A 17,764-nucleotide genomic window follows, 5' to 3' on the forward strand; every position below is an offset into this window, starting at 1 on the left:
CAACCCAGGTATCCCGATGGTTCACAGAAAGCAGCCGGCCAGCGGCCGGCACTACCACACGTGCGGGGATCGCCCAAGGTCGGGGCCGTCGCCACGGCCCCGCGCAATCACGCGCCGGGAATCAGGCTTCCAGCGAAGCCAGATCGCCCTTGCTCTCCAGCCAGCCCTTGCGATCCGATGCACGCTTCTTGGCCAGCAGCATGTCCATCAGCGAACGGGTCTGCTCACCATCATCAATGGTCAGCTGCACCAGACGGCGCGTGTCCGGATGGATGGTGGACTCGCGCAGCTGCGGCGGATTCATCTCGCCCAGGCCCTTGAAGCGGGTCACGTTGATGGCGCCCTTGATCTTCTCGCGTTCGATCTTGTCCAGCATCGAGCGCTTTTCTTCCTCATCCAGGGCGTAGAACACCTGCTTGCCCACGTCGATGCGGAACAGCGGCGGCATCGCCACGAACACGTGGCCGGCATCGACCAGCGCCGGGAAGTGCTTCAGGAACAGCGCGGTCAGCAGGGTGGCGATATGCAGGCCATCCGAGTCGGCGTCGGCCAGGATCACCACCTTGCCGTAGCGCAGGCCGGTGATGTCATCCTTGCCCGGGTCGCAGCCGATGGCCACCGCCAGGTTGTGTACTTCCTCCGAGGCCAGCACGCTGTTGGAGGACACTTCCCAGGTGTTGAGGATCTTGCCGCGCAGCGGCAGGATCGCCTGGAAATCCTTGTCGCGGGCCTGCTTGGCGCTGCCGCCTGCCGAGTCGCCCTCGACCAGGAACAGCTCGGTGCGCGACAGGTCCTGGCTGATGCAGTCGGCCAGCTTGCCGGGCAGGGCAGGGCCCTGGGTGACCTTCTTGCGGACGACCAGCTTCTCGGTCTTCAGGCGCGCGCTGGCGCGCTCGATGGCGATCTGCGCGATCTTCTCGCCCAGCTCCACGTTCTGGTTCAGCAGCAGGCTGAACGCATCGTGCGCGGCGCCTTCGACGAAACCGGCGGCCTGGCGCGAAGACAGGCGTTCCTTGGTCTGGCCGCTGAACTGCGGGTCGGTCATCTTCAGCGACAGCACGAACGACACGCGGTCCCACACGTCTTCCGGGGCCAGCTTGACGCCACGCGGCAGCAGGTTGCGGAAGTCGCAGAACTCGCGCAGCGCTTCGGTCAGGCCGGTGCGCAGGCCGTTGGCGTGGGTGCCGTGCTGCGCGGTGGGGATCAGGTTGACGTAGCTTTCCTGTACCAGCTCGCCTTCCGGCAGCCAGGCCACGGCCCAGTCCACGATCTCGGTTTCTTTCTTCAGCGTGCCGACAAACAACTCGGCCGGCAGCGATTCGCGATCGCCCAGCTCCAGCCGCAGGTAATCGCGCAGGCCGTCCTCGTAGTACCAGGTATCGACTTCACCGGTGGCTTCGTCGGTCAGCTTGACGGTCAGGCCCGGGCACAGCACGGCCTTGGCGCGCAGCAGGTGCTTGAGCGCGCGCACGGCGAACTTGGGCGTATCGAAGTACTTCGGGTCCGGCCAGAAACGCAGGCGGGTGCCGGTGTTCTTCTTGCCGACGGTGCCGACCACTTCCAGCGGCGAGGCGCGGTCGCCGTTGCGGAAGGTGATGCGGTGTTCGGCACCTTCGCGCTTGATGTGGATTTCCACCAGGGTCGACAACGCATTGACCACGCTGACGCCGACGCCGTGCAGGCCGCCGGAGAAGGTGTAGTTGTTGTTGTTGAACTTGCCGCCGGCATGCAGGCGGGTAAGGATCAGCTCGACGCCCGGGATCTTCTCTTCCGGATGGATGTCCACCGGCATGCCGCGGCCGTCATCGCTGACCTCCACGCTGCCGTCCTTGAACAGGGTGATCTCGATCGAGCGGGCATGGCCGGCGAGGGCCTCGTCCACCGAGTTGTCGATCACTTCCTGCGCCAGGTGGTTCGGGCGTGCGGTGTCGGTATACATGCCGGGGCGGCGCTTGACCGGGTCAAGGCCGGACAGGACTTCAATATCGGCGGCGTTATAGCGGGCGTTCATCTGTCTTCGAAAGCGTGGAGCGACGGGCAAGTGTGCGGTCTGGACCGGGAATTTGCACGCCTGCGGTTCAGCCTCGTTGGCGGGGAGGGGGTAAAATGGCAGGCGCTGGAACCGAACACCGGCGCCCCCCATATCCGAGCCATACCGCGAGGAGGACTCCATGAAGAAGTTGCTGACCATTGCGATCCTGGCTGCCGCCGCTGTTGCAGTGCCGATGGTGTTGGCGCAGAACGCCGGCCAGCCTGCTCCGCAGCAGGGTGACCAGGCCGACAAGGCGCAGTCCGAAGCCGACGCCAAGGCCAAGCGCCGCGCGCAGGCCAATGCCGAGATGAAGGCCAAGGGCCAGCCGGTGCCGCAGCAGGAAGAAGAGGAAGAGGCACGCAAGAAGAAGTAATTCTTCTGCCCCTCCGAAGCCCTTGCCACAAGGGTTTCAGCCTTGAACGCCCCGCCCAGCGGGGCGTTTCTTTTTGCCGATGGCGTCATCTGCCCCTTGGGTTGGCGGCCATCTATCTGTAAACTATGGCTTTCCGGGAGTAAGTGCGTGTCCACCATTTGCGAATGGGCTGGCACGGCCAAGCGTGGCCTCCAGCAAAGCGGGTCGCAGGTGACGGTCGAAGTGACCGGCACGGCCGCCCCGACCTCGCAGGGTGGTTCCCCGTTGGCGCCTGGCGCCGGCCGGGCCCGCACCTCCCTCGCTGCTCCAGCGAACCGGAAAACCCCCTTTCTGCTCCACGCCCGCCCCCCGGGCAGGCGTGGCGCTGCCGTTTTCCATTTCCAGACAGGATGCTTGCAGCCATGACTCCCTTGATTTTCGTAACCGGCGGCGTGGTGTCCTCGCTCGGCAAAGGTATTGCCGCCGCGTCACTGGCCGCCATTCTCGAAGCGCGTGGCCTGAAGGTCACGATGATGAAGCTCGATCCGTACATCAACGTCGATCCGGGCACCATGAGCCCGTTCCAGCACGGTGAGGTGTATGTCACCGACGACGGCGCCGAAACCGATCTCGACCTGGGCCACTACGAGCGCTTCGTGCGCACCCGCCTGAGCCGCAAGAACTCGGTCACCACCGGCCGCATCTACGAAGAAGTGATCCGCAAGGAGCGCCGCGGCGACTACCTGGGCGCGACCGTGCAGGTCATTCCGCACATCACCGATGAGATCCGTCGCTGCATGGACGAAGCCACCGAGGGCTTCGACGTGGCCCTGGTGGAGATCGGCGGCACCGTCGGTGACATCGAGTCGCTGCCGTTCCTGGAGGCGATCCGCCAGGTGCGCACCGAGCGTGGCCCGGAAAAGGCACTGTTCATGCACCTCACCCTGGTGCCGTACATCGCCGCTGCGGGTGAGCTGAAGACCAAGCCGACCCAGCACTCGGTGAAGGAACTGCGCTCGATCGGCATCCAGCCGGACGTACTGCTGTGCCGCTCGGAACAGCCGGTGCCGGATTCGGAGCGTCGCAAGATCGCCCAGTTCACCAACGTCTCCGAGCGCGCGGTGATCAGCGTGCCCGACGTCGATGTGCTGTACCGCATTCCGATGGGCCTGCACGCACAGGGCCTGGACGAGATCGTCATCAACCAGCTGAAGCTGGCCGACAAGGCCGGCCCGGCCGACCTGTCGATGTGGGAAGACGCCGTCGATGCCACCCTGCATCCGCTGGATGCGGTGACCATCGCGGTGGTCGGCAAGTACATCGACCATCAGGACGCCTACAAGTCGGTCGGCGAGGCGCTCAAGCACGGTGGCCTGCGCCAGCGCACCAAGGTCACCCTGAAGTGGCTGGAAGCGCAGGACCTGGAAGGCAGCGACATGTCGGCGCTGGCCGATGTCGACGGCATCCTGGTGCCGGGTGGTTTCGGCGACCGTGGTTTCGAAGGCAAGGTGCTCACCTCGCAGTACGCCCGTGAGCAGAAGGTTCCGTACTTCGGCATCTGCTACGGCATGCAGGCTGCCGTGGTCGACTACGCGCGCCACGTTGTGGGCCTGGAAGACGCCAACAGCACCGAGAACGACCGCCAGTCGCCGAACCCGGTGATCGGCCTGATCACCGAATGGCGCACCGCCACCGGCGACGTGGAAAAGCGTGACGACAAGAGCGACCTGGGCGGCACCATGCGCCTGGGTCTGCAGGAGCAGCGCCTGAAGCCGGGCACGCTGGCCCGCGAGCTGTACGGCAAGGACGTGGTCTCCGAGCGCCACCGCCACCGCTACGAGTTCAACAACCGCTACCGCACCCAGCTGGAAGACGCAGGCCTGGTGATCGCCGGCAAGTCGATGGACGACACCCTGGTGGAAGTGGTTGAACTGCCGCGCGACCAGCATCCGTGGTTCCTGGCCTGCCAGGCGCACCCGGAATTCCTGTCCACCCCGCGTGATGGCCACCCGCTGTTCATCGGCTTCATCCGTGCCGCGCGCGAGCGCAAGGCCGGTGGCAAGCTGCTGCAGGAAGTGCGCGCCTGACTTGTCATGGGGGCCGCCGGCCCCCATCTTGCTCGCTTCAACCCCAGCGCACCGGCACTGCCGGTGTAGCGGACAACAAGGAAACGCCATGAAACTGTGTGGATTCGAGGTCGGGCTGGACCAGCCCCTGTTCCTGATCGCCGGCCCCTGCGTGATCGAGTCGATGCAGCTGCAGCTGGATACCGCCGGCAAGCTGAAGGAAGTGACCGACAAGCTCGGTGTGAACTTCATCTTCAAGTCCAGCTTCGACAAGGCCAACCGTACCTCCGGCACGGCCTTCCGTGGCCCGGGCATGGAAGAGGGCCTGAAGGTGCTGGCCGAGGTCAAGAAGCAGATCGGCGTGCCGGTGCTGACCGACGTGCACGAGTACACCCCGATGGACGAAGTGGCCTCGGTGGTGGACGTGCTGCAGACCCCGGCGTTCCTGGTCCGCCAGACCGACTTCATCCGCAAGGTGTGCTCGGCCGGCAAGCCGGTCAACATCAAGAAGGGCCAGTTCCTGGCGCCGTGGGACATGAAGCCTGTCGTCGAGAAGGCCAAGGCCACCGGCAACGAGCAGATCATGGTCTGCGAGCGTGGCGCCAGCTTCGGTTACAACAACCTGGTCAGCGACATGCGTTCGCTGGCGGTGATGCGCGATACCGGCTGCCCGGTGGTGTTCGACGCCACCCATTCGGTGCAGCTGCCGGGCGGGCAGGGCACCAGTTCCGGTGGCCAGCGCGAGCATGTGCCGGTCCTGGCCCGTGCCGCAGTCGCCGTGGGCATCTCCGGCCTGTTTGCCGAGACCCATCCGGACCCGTCCAAGGCACTGTCCGATGGCCCCAATGCGTGGCCGCTGGACCAGATGGAAGCCCTGCTCGAGACCCTGATGGAGCTCGATGCGGTGACAAAGAAGCACGGCTTCTCGCGCTTCGCGTGAGTCAGCACCCGCAGGCGGCGCTGGAGATCCAGCGTCGTCGCCGGCAGTGGCGGCGGTGGCCGTGGGGCCCGATCGCACTCGGTCTGGCCCTGCTCTCGGTATCGGGCGTATTCGCCATTGGCATGCTGTTCGGTGCCGGTATGCGCCCGTCCAGCGCCGGCGGCCCGGTAGTGAACCTGATGCCCTTCGTCATCGCCTTGGCGGTGGCCGAAGTGCTGACCATTTCCGCAGGGTTTTTCGCCGCGGTGCTCGGCTGGCGTCTGAACCGGGGCAGGGTCACCGCTGCACTGGCGATGGTCCTGCTGTCGCTGTGGGCGGGCATCCTGCTGCACGATCTGCTTTGATGAATACGACGGCCGAACCCTCGCGCAGCCGGCCCTGGGGCCTGATCGCGCTGTTGCTGTCCGTGCTCGCCTGGGGCGCCTTGCTGCTTGGCGTGCTGGCCTTTGCCGCCAGCTTCCGTCCCCCGGGGGATGGCAACAACGGCGTGCAGGCCATGCAGTACTGGATGCTGGGCGCATTGGTCACGCTGGTGCTGTCTTTCATGGGCAGCCTGGTCGCGATGGTGATGGCCTGGCGACGGGGACGCGGGCCGGTATGCGCGGCCATTGCCGGTGCGCTGCTGGTGATGCTGGTGTCGCTGGTGATGATCGTGATCGGGTCCAGTTGGGGCTGATGCCACTCAGGCCATTTGGCAAGTGAGGGGTAGCCGGGGATAATCACGCGGCATTCGTTTTTGTCGCCCCCTCTCCATACAGGTAACCGGCCCGACCATGAGTACGATCCGCAGCATCCATGCCCGTGAAATCCTCGACAGCCGTGGCAACCCCACGCTGGAAGCCGAAGTCACCCTGGAGGACGGTTCGTTCGGTCGCGCCGCGGTTCCCTCCGGCGCATCGACCGGCACCAAGGAGGCGGTGGAGCTGCGTGACGGCGACAAGACCCGTTACCTCGGCAAGGGCGTGCGCAAGGCCGTCGACAACGTCAACGGCGCCATCGCCAACGCGCTGAAGGGCTTCGAGGCTACCGACCAGGCCGGCCTGGACCGTCGCCTGATCGATCTGGATGGCACCGAGAACAAGGGCCGCCTGGGCGCCAACGCACTGCTGGGTGTTTCCATGGCCGCCGCGCACGCCGCCGCTGCCTCCAGCAAGCAGGCACTGTGGCAGTACCTGGCCAGCAAGACCGGCGCGACCCCGTCGCTGCCGGTGCCGATGATGAACATCATCAACGGCGGCGCGCACGCCGACAACAACGTCGATTTCCAGGAGTTCATGGTGCTGCCGGTCGGCTTCACCTCGTTCTCCGAAGCGCTGCGTGCCGGCACCGAAATCTTCCATTCGCTGAAGTCGGTGCTGAAGGGCCACGGCCTGAGCACGGCGGTGGGCGACGAAGGCGGCTTCGCGCCGGACTTCCGCAGCAACGTCGAAGCGCTGGACACCATCCTCGAAGCCATCGGCAAGGCCGGCTACACCGCCGGTGAAGACGTGCTGCTGGGCCTGGACGTGGCCTCCAGCGAATTCTTCGAGAACGGCAAGTACAACCTGGTCGGCGAGAACAAGCGCCTGACCTCCGAACAGTTCGTCGACTTCCTCGCCGACTGGGCCGCGCAGTACCCGATCATCACCATCGAAGATGGTCTGGCCGAGAACGACTGGGCAGGCTGGAAGCTGCTGACCGATCGCATCGGCAAGAAGGTGCAGCTGGTCGGCGACGACCTGTTTGTCACCAATCCGAAGATCTTCCAGGAAGGCATCGATTCGGGCACCGCCAACGCGATCCTGATCAAGGTCAACCAGATCGGCACCCTCAGCGAAACCCTGGAAGCGATCGCCATGGCTGACCGTGCCGGTTACGCCGCCGTGGTCTCGCACCGTTCGGGCGAAACCGAAGACACCACCATCGCCGATATCTCGGTGGCCACCACCGCCACCCAGATCAAGACCGGTTCGCTGTGCCGCAGCGATCGCGTGGCCAAGTACAACCAGCTGCTGCGCATCGAGGAAGCCCTCGGTGCCGGCGCGCGTTACGCGGGTCGTGACGCGTTCGTGTCGCTGAAGCGCTGAGCCGATGCGCGACTGGCGCTGGCTGCTGTTGTTGCTGGCCCTGCTGCTGGCATGGCTGCAGTACCGTTTCTGGTTCGGCCCGGGCAATTCGGGTGAAGTGATGATGCTCGAAGCCCAGGTCGCCAACCAGGAGCGGGACAATGACGGTCTGCAGCAGCGCAACGATGCGCTTGCTGCCGAAGTGAAGGACCTCAAGGAAGGCCAGTCCGCCATCGAAGAACGCGCGCGCAGCGAGCTGGGCATGATCAAGCCCGGCGAGAAGTTCTATCGCGTCGTGGAAGATGCACCAACGCGTCCGGCGCAGCCTGCGCCGATCACGGCCCAGGCCGGTGACCATCCGGCGGACGTGCCATGAGCGCGGCGATCTGGGTGGTTGTTCCGGCGGCGGGGCGCGGCACGCGTTTTGGTGCGCCGTTGCCCAAGCAGTACCTGCAGGCGGGCGGGCAGACGCTGCTCGCCCATACCCTGGACACGCTGCTGGCACATCCGGCCGTGGCCGGGGCGATGGTGGTGATCGGCGCGGACGATGCTGACTGGCCTGGCTGGACCGAATGGGCCGGCAAGCCGGTGCTGACCTGCACCGGTGGCGCCACCCGCGCCGCCTCGGTGCTGGCCGGGCTGCAGGCGCTGCCGGACAGTGTGCGTGCCGATGAATTCGTGCTGGTGCACGATGCGGCGCGTCCGAACCTGTCGCAGGCCGATCTTGGCCGCCTGCTGGAAGTAGGGCGCACCGACCCCGTCGGCGCCATTCTGGCCGCGCCGGTGCGCGACACGCTGAAGCGTGCTGGCGACGATGGCGGCATCGATGGCACCGAACCGCGTGAGCGCCTGTGGCGCGCACTGACGCCGCAGCTGTTCCGCCGTCACCAGCTGATCCGCGCCTTGTCCGAAGCGGCTGCTGCCGGCGTCGACGTCACCGACGATGCCATGGCCATGGAGCGCCAGGGCCAGCGCCCGCTGCTGGTGGAAGGCAGCGAGGACAACTTCAAGGTCACCACCCCGGCCGATCTCGATCGTTTCGAATTCGTACTCTCCCGCCGCGCCGGCTGACCGCCCGCGCGGCCCTGCTGCAAGGGCTGCATCCATGAGCACCTCCCCGTTCCCGCCCGTCCGTATCGGCCAGGGCTACGACGTCCATGCCTTCGGTGAAGGCGACCACATCATGCTCGGCGGCGTCGCGGTACCGCACAGTTGCGGCGTGCTTGCGCACAGCGATGGCGACGTCATCCTGCACGCGCTGTGCGACGCCATGCTCGGCGCGATCGCGCTGGGTGACATCGGCCAGCACTTCCCGCCAAGCGACGACCGCTGGAAGGGTGCGGACAGCAGCGAGTTCGTGCGCCACTGCGACAGTCTGCTGCGCGAGCGCGGCTGGCGTGTCGGCAACACCGACATCACCGTGATCTGCGAGCGGCCCAAGGTCGGCCCGCATGCTCTGGCCATGCGTGAACGCATCGGTGAACTGCTGCAGCTGCCGCTGGATGCGGTCAGCGTCAAGGCCACCACGTCCGAGAAGCTGGGCTTCACCGGCCGCGGCGAAGGCATCGCCGCGCAGGCCGTCGTTCTGCTGGTGGCCGCATGATTCCGTTGCCGCTCGCGTTCGGCGCGCCGCTGCTGCAGGCGCGCATCCGCACCACGCCGGAAGACTTCCAGGTCGATGAACTGCCGGCCTTCGAGGCCACCGGTGAAGGCGAACACCTGCTGCTGCATATCCGCAAGCGCGGCGCGAACACGGTGCATGTGGCCAAGGTGCTGGCCAAGTGGGCGGGCCTGCCGGAAATGGCGGTCAGCTATGCCGGCATGAAGGATCGCAACGCGGTCACTACCCAGCGTTTCAGCGTGCATCTGCCCAAGCGCGTTGCGCCGGACCTGGCCGAACTGGCCAGTGACGAGATCGAAGTGATCGAGTCCACCTGGCACAACCGCAAGCTGCAGCGCGGTGCGCTGGCGGGCAACCGCTTCAAGCTGGTGCTGCGTGATGTTCAGGGTGACGCTGCGGCAATCGACGAGCGCCTGCAGCAGATCGCCATGCGCGGCCTGCCGAACTGGTTCGGCGAGCAGCGCTTCGGTCGCGATGGCGGCAATGTGCCGGCTGCGCTGGCGATGTTCGGTGGCCGCCGCATGCGCAAGGACCAGCGTTCGCTGCTGTTGTCGGCCGCCCGTTCGGCGCTGTTCAACCGCGTGCTGGCCGCACGCGTGGAGCACGGCAGCTGGGATCAACCGCTGCAGGGTGAAGTGTGGATGCTGGATGGCAGCCGCAGCGTGTTCGGTCCCGAGCCGTACAGCGACGTGCTGGCCGAGCGCTTGGCGCGCTTCGACATCCACCCCAGCGCCCCGCTGTGGGGCGAGGGTGAGCTGCGCAGCAGTGACGCCGCCCGCGAGCTGGAACTGGCGGCGCTGGATGATGATGAATCCAAGGCGCTGCGTGTTGGCCTGGAAGAGGCGCGACTGAAGCAGGAGCGGCGCGCGCTGCGGCTGCGTCCGGCGTTGCTGCAGCACCAGTGGCTGGCAGATGACGTACTGGAGCTGTCCTTCGCGCTGCCGCCGGGCTGCTACGCCACGGCCGTCCTGCACGAGCTCGGGCCGGTCGAAGACGCGTCGCAGGTTTGAAAGAAAATGGGGGGCGGGGGCGAAGAGCATCCACGCATGGCGTGGATCTACTTTCCTCCGCTCGCCGCAGTAGAGCCACGCCACGCGTGGATGAGTCGTCAGTAGAGCCACGCCACGCGTGGATGGGCCGTCAGTAGAGCCACGCCACGCGTGGATGGGTCGTCAGTAGAGCCACGCCATGCGTGGCTGGGTCGTCAGTAGAGCCACGCCACGCGTGGATGGGCCGTCAGTAGATCCACGCCCCGCGTGGATGAATCCCACCGGCAAAACGTCAGCGTCGCGCCAGCAGCACCAGCACTGCGCCGGTCCCGCCTTGCCCGGTCGGGGCGGAATGGAACGCCAGCACGTCGTTGCGCAGGCGCAGAAGGCGGTCCACCAGGTTCTTCAACACGGGCGCACTGCCATCGGACTGCAGACCTTTGCCGTGGATGATGCGCACACAGCCGTACTCGTGGGCGTGCGCCTCCAGCAGGAACTGGCGCAGCATCGCCTCTGCCTGCGCGGCAGTGGCGCCATGCAGATCCAGTTCGTCCTGCACCGAGTACTGCCCGCGCTTCAAGCGCTGGAACAGGCGGGGTGGCAGGTTGTCGCGCCGGTAGCTGGCAACGTCGCCCGCTTCGAGGGGAGCGTTGTCGCGCAGCAGCCGGGCGAACTCTCCGGCAGCTTCGGCGTCGTCGCGCTCGGCCATGCGCGCGCGCGGCTTGGGGCGCGGCGCGGCAGGCGCGGGCTCCACTTCCTTGCGCAGCGGCGTCACTTCGCCGATGGCTGCACGGAACAATGCAGCCGGATCTTCGTCTTCAGGGTGCGACATGCGCACAGGTTAAACCGCCTGCGCGGGTCTGCCTATGACCGTTTGATGTCGGCCGTGACCGCAGACAGGGTAGGACCCAGCGCCCGCTTGCGGCACAATAGTCGGCGCACTTGCGGAGTCGCCGCCTCCTTGTAGGAGACTGGCCGGCTTCGCCCACGCTGCAAGGTGACGGGATCGAATTCTTGGAAAATCAAGCGGTTAAATCGAAGATGCGCATCCTGGTCAGCAATGATGACGGTGTCGACGCGGCGGGCATCCGGATGCTGGCATCCGTACTGCGCGAGGCCGGGCACGAAGTGACAGTGGTCGCACCCGACCGCGATCGCTCCGGCGCCAGCAATTCGCTGACCCTGGATCTGCCGATCCGGCTCAAGCGCATCGACCACTACACCGTGTCGGTGGCCGGTACGCCTACCGATTGCGTCCACCTGGCGCTGACCGGCTTGCTGGAATTCGAGCCTGACATTGTCGTGTCCGGTATCAACAATGCCGCCAATCTCGGCGACGACGTGATCTATTCCGGCACCGTGTCAGCGGCGATGGAAGGTCGTTTCCTCGGCCTGCCCGCTGTCGCAGTGTCGTTGGTGACCCGAAACCACGACCCGAAGCATTTCGAGACGGCGGCGCGTGCCGCAGTGGAGATCGTTGCCCGGCTGAAGGCCGATCCGCTGCCGGCCGACACCATCCTCAACGTCAATGTGCCGGACCTGCCGTGGAGCGAGGTCAAAGGCTTCGAAGTCACCCGCCTGGGCAACCGCCATCGCGCCGAAGGCTGCATCGCGCAGAAAGACCCGCGCGGCAACGAGGTGTACTGGATCGGTCCGGCCGGCCGCGAGCAGGACTCCGGCCCGGGTACCGATTTCCATGCGGTGCGCACCGGCCACATTTCGATCACTCCGATCCAGGTCGACCTGACCCGCTACCAGGCGCTGGAAAAGGTCGCCAGCTGGGTCGGCGGCCTCACCGCCGCGCTGGACCAGCCGGCATGAGCCCGCGCTTGCGCCTGCAACCGGAAGCGGTCGGCATCGGCATGACATCGCAGCGCGTGCGCGACCGCCTGGTCGACCGCCTGCGCGAAGCCGGCATCGTCGACGAGTCGACGCTGAACGCGATCCGGGTGGTGCCGCGCCATCTGTTCATCGACGAGGCCCTGGCCTCCCGCGCGTATGAAGACACCGCGCTGCCGATCGGCCACGGCCAGACCATTTCCCAGCCGTGGGTGGTGGCGCGGATGACCGAGGCCGTGCTGCAGGTGGCGCCGAAGAAGGTGCTCGAAGTGGGCACTGGCTCGGGCTACCAGGCTGCAGTCCTCGGTGCGCTGGGGCTTGAGGTTTATACCGTCGAGCGCATCGGCGATCTGCTGCGGCAGGCGCGCAAGCGTTTCCGTGCGCTGGGCATGAACATCCGCACCAAGCACGACGACGGGCGTGTCGGCTGGGCCGAGCATGGTCCGTTCGATGCCATCGTGGTCACCGCTGCCGCACCGGCCCTGGTCGATGCCCTGGTCGAGCAGCTGGCTGAAGGTGGCCGCCTGGTCGCCCCGGTCGGTGGGCCGGGCGCACAGTCGCTGGTGCAGCTTGACCGCAAGGACGACGGCAGCATCGAACAACGCGTGCTGGCGCCGGTCACTTTCGTGCCGCTGCTGTCTGGCATGCTCGATTGAATCCACGGAGCAGGGTTGCATGAAAATTTTCGGGCCGCTGTACGAGCGGGCGATGAAGTGGGCCGCGCACGAGCGCGCGCCGACCTATCTGATGGTGTTGAGCTTTTTCGAAGCCATCATCTTCCCGGTGATGCCGGAAGTGATGTTGGCGCCGATGTGCGTGGCCCAGCCCAAGCGCGGCTGGTGGTTCGCCACCCTCAGCCTGGCCGGCTCGATGGTTGGCGCGGTGATCGGTTACGCGCTGGGTCACTACGCGTTCGAAGCGGTCAAGCCGGTGTTCGAGGCGCTGGGCATGCTGCCGGCGATCGAGCAGGGCATCGCTACCGTGCAGGCGAAGATGGTGGAGTCGCCCTGGGCGGTGTTCACGTTCCTGGTGCTGGGCGGCTTCATGCCGATTCCGATGAAGGTCTTCACGTGGGCATCGGGTATCGTCGGCGTGCCGATGCCGCAGTACCTGTTGAGCATGTTGATCGGTCGTGGCAAGCGCGTGTTCGTGCTGGCCGCGGTCATCCGTATCGGTGGTGCGCGCGCCGAAGCAGCGCTGCGCCGATGGATTGAACCGCTGGGCTGGATCGCCACCACGTTGGTGGTGGTGCTGATCGCCTGGCTTGTATGGAGGTCGAAGTTCGCATGAGTGCAGATCGTCTGAGCAAGGGAGTGCGCATCGGCGCACTGGCGTTGCTGGTATCCACCCTGGCCGCCTGTGGCACCGCCACCGTGGTCCGGCCCAGTGGCAGCGGCGGCAGTGGCGTCAGCACGCCGAAGACGTCAGTGCCCAAGCCGGGGCAGAACGTGGTTGTGCGCAAGGGCGACACCATCTACGCACTGGCCCGCATCCACGACATCACCCCGGCCGACCTGATCGCCTGGAACAATTTGGACAATCCGTCGACGATTTACCCGGGGCAGGTGATCCGCCTGTATCCGGCCGGTTCCGGCGGTGGCCGTGCGCCGACCACCGTGGTCACCGCGCCGCGTCCGGGTGGCAGCACGTCCGGCGGCAGCACCGCGCCGACGCCGGGTCCGGCGGGTCCGGTCAAGAGCAACATCGCTTGGCGCTGGCCGGCCGACGGCGCAGTCGTGGGCCGCTACGTGGCCGGCGATGCGACCAAGCAGGGCGTAGACATCGCCGGCACCAGCGGCGCGCCGGTGAAAGCTACCGCCAATGGCGTGGTGGTGTATTCCGGCGCCGGTCTGGTCGGCTATGGCGAGCTGATCATCATCAAGCACAGCGACCAGTGGCTGTCGGCCTATGGCCACAACCGCAAGCGCCTGGTCAATGAAGGGCAGAGCGTGAAGGCCGGCGAGCAGATCGCCGAGATGGGCCGTACCGGCGCCAACCGGGACATGGTGCACTTCGAGATCCGCTACAACGGCAAGCCGGTCGACCCGCAGCAGTATCTGCCGGCGAAGTAACTCCACATCCGCCTTCCAGGCGGATCCCCGGCCCGGCGCAGCGCGCCGGGCGTTCGCCGGGGGCGCGGCCCATGGGCCGCAAGCACCCTCGGCTCACCCGCTACAACGGCAAGCCGGTCGACCCGCAGCAGTATCTGCCGGCGCGCTAGCGCGGGCAGATACGGGTAGCGCCGGGCCATGCCTGGCGTAACTCACCTATAGCGCCGAGCCATGCTCGGCCGCTCTTTGCTGCGATACGACGCTGCCCGAGCATGATCTCGGGCGCTACACGCAACGTGTGGTCCAGGGGCGGGAGCGCCGGGCCATGCCCGGCGGCTTCAGGCCTCAGCCTTCCAGAATGAAGGCGGCCGCCACCTTGCGGCCTTCGCCGGCAAGGATGTTGAAGGTGCGCGCGGCAGCCGGATTGTTCATCACTTCCAGGCCGATACCACGCGACAGGCAGGCGGCCAAGACAACCGCCGGCGGGAACGCCTGGCGCTCGCCGGTGCCGAGCAGTATCAACGCCGGCTTCAGTGCCAGGATCGGCTCCAGGTCAGCCACCTGCAGCGCCGTGACGTCGGTCACCGGCCACTGCTCGACCAGCTGGTCCGGGGTCAGGAAGAAGCTCTTGCCCAGAACGCGATCATTGACCCGCGCCGAACGACCGTCAGCGGCGCGCAGGCTGTAGGCGTAGTCGGGCAGTTCGTGGTTCAGCTGCATGGCAGGGGCCGATCAGCCGCGCGGCAGCACGATCTGGCGGTGTTCCTTGCTCGGGCGATACAGCACGGCCACATGGCCGATACGCTGCACCAGCGCACTGTCGGTGGCCTGCACGATCTCGCCGATCATTACGTCGCGGGCGTCACGGTCTTCGGCGGCAACCTTCACCTTGACCAGTTCGTGGCGTTCCAGCACTTCGTTCAGCTCGGTCAGGAAGGCCGGACTGACGCCCTTGCCGCCGATCTGCAGCAGGGCCTTCAGGTCATGGGCTTGGCCGCGCAGGAAACGGGTCTGGGAAGGGGTCAAGGCAGTGGGCATGCAGAAAACACGGTTGAATGGGACGATCAGGGTATCATGGCGACCCCCTCAGCCCCTATTTCCAATGGCTACCCGCAGCAAAAGCAGCCAGCGCTGGCTCAAGGAACACTTCTCCGATCCCTTCGTGAAGAAGGCCCAGGCTGAAGGCATGCGCTCCCGCGCGGCCTACAAGCTGGAAGAACTGCTCGAACGTGACCGGCTGCTGAAGCCGCACATGGTGGTGGTCGACCTCGGCGCAGCCCCGGGGGGCTGGTCTCAGCAGGTTCGGAGACAGATCGGCGATACCGGCCGCGTGCTTGCCCTGGACATCCTGGACATGCCGCCGTTGGCCGGTGTGGAGTTCCTTCATGGTGACTTCAGGGAAGAAACCGTCCTATCGGAGTTTGAAGCCATGCTCGGGGATCAGCCGGTAGACCTTGTGCTGTCGGACATGGCCCCCAATAAGAGTGGTGTGGGCGCGGTCGACCAGCCGCGGATGATGCACCTGGCGGAGCTGGCCATGGATTTTGCCGACAACCACCTCAAGACCGGTGGGGCATTCCTGATCAAGCTGTTCCAGGGCGAAGGCTTTGACGACTACGTGCGCGACATGCGCCGCCGGTACGACAAGGTCTCCATCCGCAAGCCGGAAGCCTCGCGCAAGCGCTCTCCCGAGGTATATGCCTTGGGTCAGGGAAAACGCGCCCACATGAAGTAAGCTCGACCCCGTAAGTTCGACCCCAACGCAACGCCAGCACTAAGAGGAACACCGGAGCCAATGAGGATGAACGACTTGACCAAGAACCTCCTGCTATGGGTGGTCGTCGCCGTCGTGCTGATGGTGGTCTTCCAGAGCTTCTCACCCAAGACCTCAGGGGCCGGGGCGCAGGGCGCTTCGTACTCGCAGTTCCTGGACCAGGTGGACACCGGCAACGTGCAGAAGGTCGCCTTCGGCGGCGATACGCGCGGCGGTACCAGCCAGATCACCTACACCACCCGTGGTGGACAGTCGTCCACCATCACCGCGCCGTTCGATCGCGACCTGATCAACGTGCTGCGCACCAAGAATGTCGAGATCGTGCAGGAGGAGCCGTCCAGCGGTATCTCCCTCGGCGCGATCCTGATGAATTTCCTGCCGGTCATCCTGATCATCGGCTTCTGGCTGTTCATCATGCGGCAGATGCAGGGCGGTGGCGGCGGTGCCAAGGGCGCGATGTCCTTCGGCAAGTCGCGCGCCAAGCTGCAGGGCGAAGACCAGATCAAGGTCACCTTCGCCGACGTTGCCGGCTGCGACGAGGCCAAGGAAGAAGTCGGCGAACTGGTCGACTTCCTGCGTGACCCGTCCAAGTTCACCAAGCTCGGTGGCAAGATTCCGCGTGGCGTGCTGATGGTCGGCCCGCCGGGTACCGGCAAGACGCTGCTGGCCAAGGCCATCGCCGGCGAAGCCAAGGTGCCGTTCTTCTCGATCTCCGGTTCGGACTTCGTGGAAATGTTCGTCGGCGTGGGCGCCAGCCGTGTGCGTGACATGTTCGAGCAGGCCAAGAAGCACGCGCCGTGCATCATCTTCATCGATGAAATCGACGCCGTCGGTCGTCACCGTGGTGCCGGCCTGGGCGGCGGTCATGACGAGCGCGAGCAGACCCTGAACCAGCTGCTGGTCGAGATGGACGGCTTTGAAGGTGGCGAAGGCGTGATCGTGATCGCCGCGACCAACCGTCCGGACGTGCTGGACCCGGCGCTGCTGCGTCCGGGCCGCTTCGACCGCCAGGTGGTGGTCGGTCTGCCGGACGTGAAGGGCCGCGAACACATCCTCAAGGTTCACATGCGCAAGCTGCCGCTGGCCGACGACGTCGTGCCGATGGTGATCGCGCGTGGTACTCCGGGCTTCTCGGGTGCCGACCTGGCCAACCTCTGCAATGAGGCCGCCCTGTTCGCCGCCCGTGGCAACGAGAAGGAGGTCCGCATGGACCACTTCGATCGTGCCCGCGACAAGATCCTGATGGGTGCCGAGCGTCGCTCGATGGCCATGAGCGAGGAGGAGAAGACCCTCACCGCCTACCACGAAGCTGGCCATGCCATCGTCGGCCGCCTGGTGCCCGAGCATGACCCGGTCTACAAGGTCACCATCATTCCGCGCGGCCGCGCGCTGGGTGTGACCATGTACCTGCCGGAAGGCGACAAGTACTCGATCAACCGCGTGGCGATCAACTCGCAACTGTGCTCGCTGTATGGCGGTCGCGTCGCCGAAGAGCTGATCTTCGGGCCGGACAAGGTCACCACCGGTGCGTCCAACGACATCGAGCGTGCCACCAAGATGGCCCGCAACATGGTCACCAAGTGGGGCCTGTCGGAGACCCTGGGCCCGATCGCCTACGGTGAAGAGGACGATGAAGTGTTCCTCGGCCGTTCGGTCACCCAGCACAAGAGCGTGTCCAATGACACGGCGCGCCGCATCGATGAGGAAGTGCGCAGCATCCTGGACAAGGCCTATGCCCGGACCACCGAGCTGCTGACCGCCAACGTCGACAAGCTGCATGCGATGACCCAGCTGCTGCTGCAGTACGAAACCATCGACGCGCCGCAGATCGACGCCATCATGGAAGGCCGCGATCCGCCGCCGCCGATGGGGTGGACCAAGTCGAGCAAGGATGATGGCGGCAATGACAAGGGTGGCGACGCCCGTCCGCTGCCGCCGATCGCCGGTCCGGCCGAATCGATCTGACGGCCTGCCGTACGCAATGCAAGACGAGGCCGGGGCAACCCGGCCTTGTTGTTTCCGGGCCCCGGCCCATCTGATCCCGACCGTCCGCTG

20 protein-coding genes are annotated in these 17,764 nt (G+C 66.1%); 16 read left to right on the plus strand and 4 right to left on the minus strand.

Going from position 1 to position 17,764, the window contains the following annotated elements:
* Positions 1–121 precede the first annotated feature (121 nt).
* Positions 122–2,011 carry a DNA topoisomerase IV subunit B gene (gene parE, locus ACQ5SA_RS13340; RefSeq protein ID WP_230112978.1) on the minus strand — a complete coding sequence of 630 codons (1,890 nt, stop codon included), beginning with the start codon at positions 2,009–2,011 and terminating at the stop codon, positions 122–124.
* A 160-nt stretch (positions 2,012–2,171) separates the two neighbouring features.
* Between parE and ACQ5SA_RS13345 the strand changes: the two genes are divergently transcribed.
* From ACQ5SA_RS13345 to truD, 10 genes are all read left to right on the plus strand, one after another.
* Positions 2,172–2,405, plus strand: coding sequence for a hypothetical protein (locus ACQ5SA_RS13345; protein ID WP_089240228.1), 234 nt, complete (start codon positions 2,172–2,174; stop codon positions 2,403–2,405).
* Positions 2,406–2,806: 401 nt separating this feature from the next.
* Positions 2,807–4,471, plus strand: coding sequence for a CTP synthase (pyrG, locus tag ACQ5SA_RS13350; protein ID WP_230112977.1), 1,665 nt, complete (start codon positions 2,807–2,809; stop codon positions 4,469–4,471).
* A gap of 88 nt (positions 4,472–4,559) precedes the next feature.
* Positions 4,560–5,390: a 3-deoxy-8-phosphooctulonate synthase gene (kdsA, locus tag ACQ5SA_RS13355; protein WP_014036736.1), complete on the plus strand. Its 831-nt coding sequence runs from the start codon at positions 4,560–4,562 to the stop codon at positions 5,388–5,390.
* Positions 5,387–5,734, plus strand: a complete 348-nt coding sequence (locus ACQ5SA_RS13360) for a hypothetical protein (protein WP_353099751.1) — start codon at positions 5,387–5,389, stop codon at positions 5,732–5,734. Before kdsA ends, ACQ5SA_RS13360 begins: the two co-directional genes overlap by 4 nt.
* A complete protein-coding gene (locus ACQ5SA_RS13365; protein WP_353099750.1) occupies positions 5,734–6,066 on the plus strand; it encodes a hypothetical protein in 333 nt (110 codons plus the stop codon). The genes ACQ5SA_RS13360 and ACQ5SA_RS13365 overlap by 1 nt, the downstream gene beginning before the upstream one ends.
* Positions 6,067–6,163: 97 nt before the next feature.
* Complete coding sequence (gene eno, locus ACQ5SA_RS13370) at positions 6,164–7,456, plus strand: phosphopyruvate hydratase (protein ID WP_089240235.1); 1,293 nt, start codon at positions 6,164–6,166, stop codon at positions 7,454–7,456.
* Between the two features lie 4 nt (positions 7,457–7,460).
* A complete protein-coding gene (ftsB, locus tag ACQ5SA_RS13375) occupies positions 7,461–7,811 on the plus strand; it encodes a cell division protein FtsB (RefSeq protein ID WP_499314453.1) in 351 nt (116 codons plus the stop codon).
* Complete coding sequence (gene ispD, locus ACQ5SA_RS13380; RefSeq protein ID WP_100464707.1) at positions 7,808–8,506, plus strand: 2-C-methyl-D-erythritol 4-phosphate cytidylyltransferase; 699 nt, start codon at positions 7,808–7,810, stop codon at positions 8,504–8,506. The genes ftsB and ispD overlap by 4 nt, the downstream gene beginning before the upstream one ends.
* A gap of 34 nt (positions 8,507–8,540) precedes the next feature.
* On the plus strand, positions 8,541–9,038 hold the full coding sequence (ispF, locus tag ACQ5SA_RS13385) for a 2-C-methyl-D-erythritol 2,4-cyclodiphosphate synthase (RefSeq protein WP_089240241.1): 498 nt from the start codon (positions 8,541–8,543) through the stop codon (positions 9,036–9,038).
* Positions 9,035–10,066: a tRNA pseudouridine(13) synthase TruD gene (gene truD, locus ACQ5SA_RS13390; protein ID WP_312786310.1), complete on the plus strand. Its 1,032-nt coding sequence runs from the start codon at positions 9,035–9,037 to the stop codon at positions 10,064–10,066. Before ispF ends, truD begins: the two co-directional genes overlap by 4 nt.
* Positions 10,067–10,337: 271 nt before the next feature.
* On the opposite strand, the gene ACQ5SA_RS13395 is transcribed toward truD, so the two are convergent.
* Positions 10,338–10,877, minus strand: a complete 540-nt coding sequence (locus ACQ5SA_RS13395) for a Smr/MutS family protein (protein ID WP_099820096.1) — start codon at positions 10,875–10,877, stop codon at positions 10,338–10,340.
* 209 nt (positions 10,878–11,086) lie between these two features.
* On the opposite strand from ACQ5SA_RS13395, the gene surE reads away from it, so the two are divergent.
* Genes surE through ACQ5SA_RS13415 form a run of 4 tightly spaced genes read left to right on the plus strand, consistent with a single transcriptional unit; the run spans position 11,087 to position 13,956 of the window.
* Positions 11,087–11,866, plus strand: a complete 780-nt coding sequence (surE, locus tag ACQ5SA_RS13400) for a 5'/3'-nucleotidase SurE (RefSeq protein ID WP_089240247.1) — start codon at positions 11,087–11,089, stop codon at positions 11,864–11,866.
* Positions 11,863–12,540 carry a protein-L-isoaspartate(D-aspartate) O-methyltransferase gene (locus ACQ5SA_RS13405; RefSeq protein ID WP_499314454.1) on the plus strand — a complete coding sequence of 226 codons (678 nt, stop codon included), beginning with the start codon at positions 11,863–11,865 and terminating at the stop codon, positions 12,538–12,540. Before surE ends, ACQ5SA_RS13405 begins: the two co-directional genes overlap by 4 nt.
* Positions 12,541–12,559: 19 nt before the next feature.
* Positions 12,560–13,174: a YqaA family protein gene (locus ACQ5SA_RS13410; protein ID WP_230112971.1), complete on the plus strand. Its 615-nt coding sequence runs from the start codon at positions 12,560–12,562 to the stop codon at positions 13,172–13,174.
* Positions 13,171–13,956, plus strand: a complete 786-nt coding sequence (locus tag ACQ5SA_RS13415) for a peptidoglycan DD-metalloendopeptidase family protein (RefSeq protein WP_353099742.1) — start codon at positions 13,171–13,173, stop codon at positions 13,954–13,956. Before ACQ5SA_RS13410 ends, ACQ5SA_RS13415 begins: the two co-directional genes overlap by 4 nt.
* 324 nt (positions 13,957–14,280) lie before the next feature.
* Here ACQ5SA_RS13415 and ACQ5SA_RS13420 read toward each other — a convergent pair whose 3' ends face one another.
* Both ACQ5SA_RS13420 and yhbY read right to left on the minus strand, forming a co-directional pair.
* Positions 14,281–14,655 carry an Mth938-like domain-containing protein gene (locus ACQ5SA_RS13420; protein WP_499314455.1) on the minus strand — a complete coding sequence of 125 codons (375 nt, stop codon included), beginning with the start codon at positions 14,653–14,655 and terminating at the stop codon, positions 14,281–14,283.
* Between the two features lie 12 nt (positions 14,656–14,667).
* Entirely contained in the window at positions 14,668–14,973 is a 306-nt protein-coding gene (gene yhbY / locus ACQ5SA_RS13425) for a ribosome assembly RNA-binding protein YhbY (RefSeq protein ID WP_108266546.1), read from the minus strand.
* 64 nt (positions 14,974–15,037) lie between these two features.
* Between yhbY and rlmE the strand changes: the two genes are divergently transcribed.
* Together rlmE and ftsH are read left to right on the plus strand one after the other, a co-directional pair.
* Positions 15,038–15,670, plus strand: a complete 633-nt coding sequence (gene rlmE / locus ACQ5SA_RS13430; protein ID WP_100552143.1) for a 23S rRNA (uridine(2552)-2'-O)-methyltransferase RlmE — start codon at positions 15,038–15,040, stop codon at positions 15,668–15,670.
* Positions 15,671–15,736: 66 nt separating this feature from the next.
* The gene (gene ftsH, locus ACQ5SA_RS13435) at positions 15,737–17,674 is read left to right on the plus strand and encodes an ATP-dependent zinc metalloprotease FtsH (protein ID WP_162292006.1); all 1,938 of its coding nucleotides are present in this window, start codon (positions 15,737–15,739) and stop codon (positions 17,672–17,674) included.
* Positions 17,675–17,764 lie beyond the last annotated feature (90 nt).

It is taken from the genome of Stenotrophomonas indicatrix (assembly GCF_050573115.1).
Taxonomy (GTDB): domain Bacteria; phylum Pseudomonadota; class Gammaproteobacteria; order Xanthomonadales; family Xanthomonadaceae; genus Stenotrophomonas; species Stenotrophomonas lactitubi_A.

Coding starts and splice junctions, on each gene's coding strand:
- ACQ5SA_RS13365 (WP_353099750.1), top strand. CDS start 5,734: ATGAATACGACGGCCGAACCCTCGCGCAGCCGGCCCTGGGGCCTGATC.
- surE (WP_089240247.1), top strand. CDS start 11,087: ATGCGCATCCTGGTCAGCAATGATGACGGTGTCGACGCGGCGGGCATC.
- ispF (WP_089240241.1), top strand. CDS start 8,541: ATGAGCACCTCCCCGTTCCCGCCCGTCCGTATCGGCCAGGGCTACGAC.
- kdsA (WP_014036736.1), top strand. CDS start 4,560: ATGAAACTGTGTGGATTCGAGGTCGGGCTGGACCAGCCCCTGTTCCTG.
- pyrG (WP_230112977.1), top strand. CDS start 2,807: ATGACTCCCTTGATTTTCGTAACCGGCGGCGTGGTGTCCTCGCTCGGC.
- rlmE (WP_100552143.1), top strand. CDS start 15,038: ATGGCTACCCGCAGCAAAAGCAGCCAGCGCTGGCTCAAGGAACACTTC.
- ispD (WP_100464707.1), top strand. CDS start 7,808: ATGAGCGCGGCGATCTGGGTGGTTGTTCCGGCGGCGGGGCGCGGCACG.
- ftsH (WP_162292006.1), top strand. CDS start 15,737: ATGAACGACTTGACCAAGAACCTCCTGCTATGGGTGGTCGTCGCCGTC.
- parE (WP_230112978.1), bottom strand. CDS start 2,011: ATGAACGCCCGCTATAACGCCGCCGATATTGAAGTCCTGTCCGGCCTT.
- ftsB (WP_499314453.1), top strand. CDS start 7,461: ATGCGCGACTGGCGCTGGCTGCTGTTGTTGCTGGCCCTGCTGCTGGCA.
- ACQ5SA_RS13345 (WP_089240228.1), top strand. CDS start 2,172: ATGAAGAAGTTGCTGACCATTGCGATCCTGGCTGCCGCCGCTGTTGCA.
- eno (WP_089240235.1), top strand. CDS start 6,164: ATGAGTACGATCCGCAGCATCCATGCCCGTGAAATCCTCGACAGCCGT.
- truD (WP_312786310.1), top strand. CDS start 9,035: ATGATTCCGTTGCCGCTCGCGTTCGGCGCGCCGCTGCTGCAGGCGCGC.
- ACQ5SA_RS13405 (WP_499314454.1), top strand. CDS start 11,863: ATGAGCCCGCGCTTGCGCCTGCAACCGGAAGCGGTCGGCATCGGCATG.
- yhbY (WP_108266546.1), bottom strand. CDS start 14,973: ATGCCCACTGCCTTGACCCCTTCCCAGACCCGTTTCCTGCGCGGCCAA.
- ACQ5SA_RS13420 (WP_499314455.1), bottom strand. CDS start 14,655: ATGCAGCTGAACCACGAACTGCCCGACTACGCCTACAGCCTGCGCGCC.
- ACQ5SA_RS13395 (WP_099820096.1), bottom strand. CDS start 10,877: ATGTCGCACCCTGAAGACGAAGATCCGGCTGCATTGTTCCGTGCAGCC.
- ACQ5SA_RS13415 (WP_353099742.1), top strand. CDS start 13,171: ATGAGTGCAGATCGTCTGAGCAAGGGAGTGCGCATCGGCGCACTGGCG.
- ACQ5SA_RS13410 (WP_230112971.1), top strand. CDS start 12,560: ATGAAAATTTTCGGGCCGCTGTACGAGCGGGCGATGAAGTGGGCCGCG.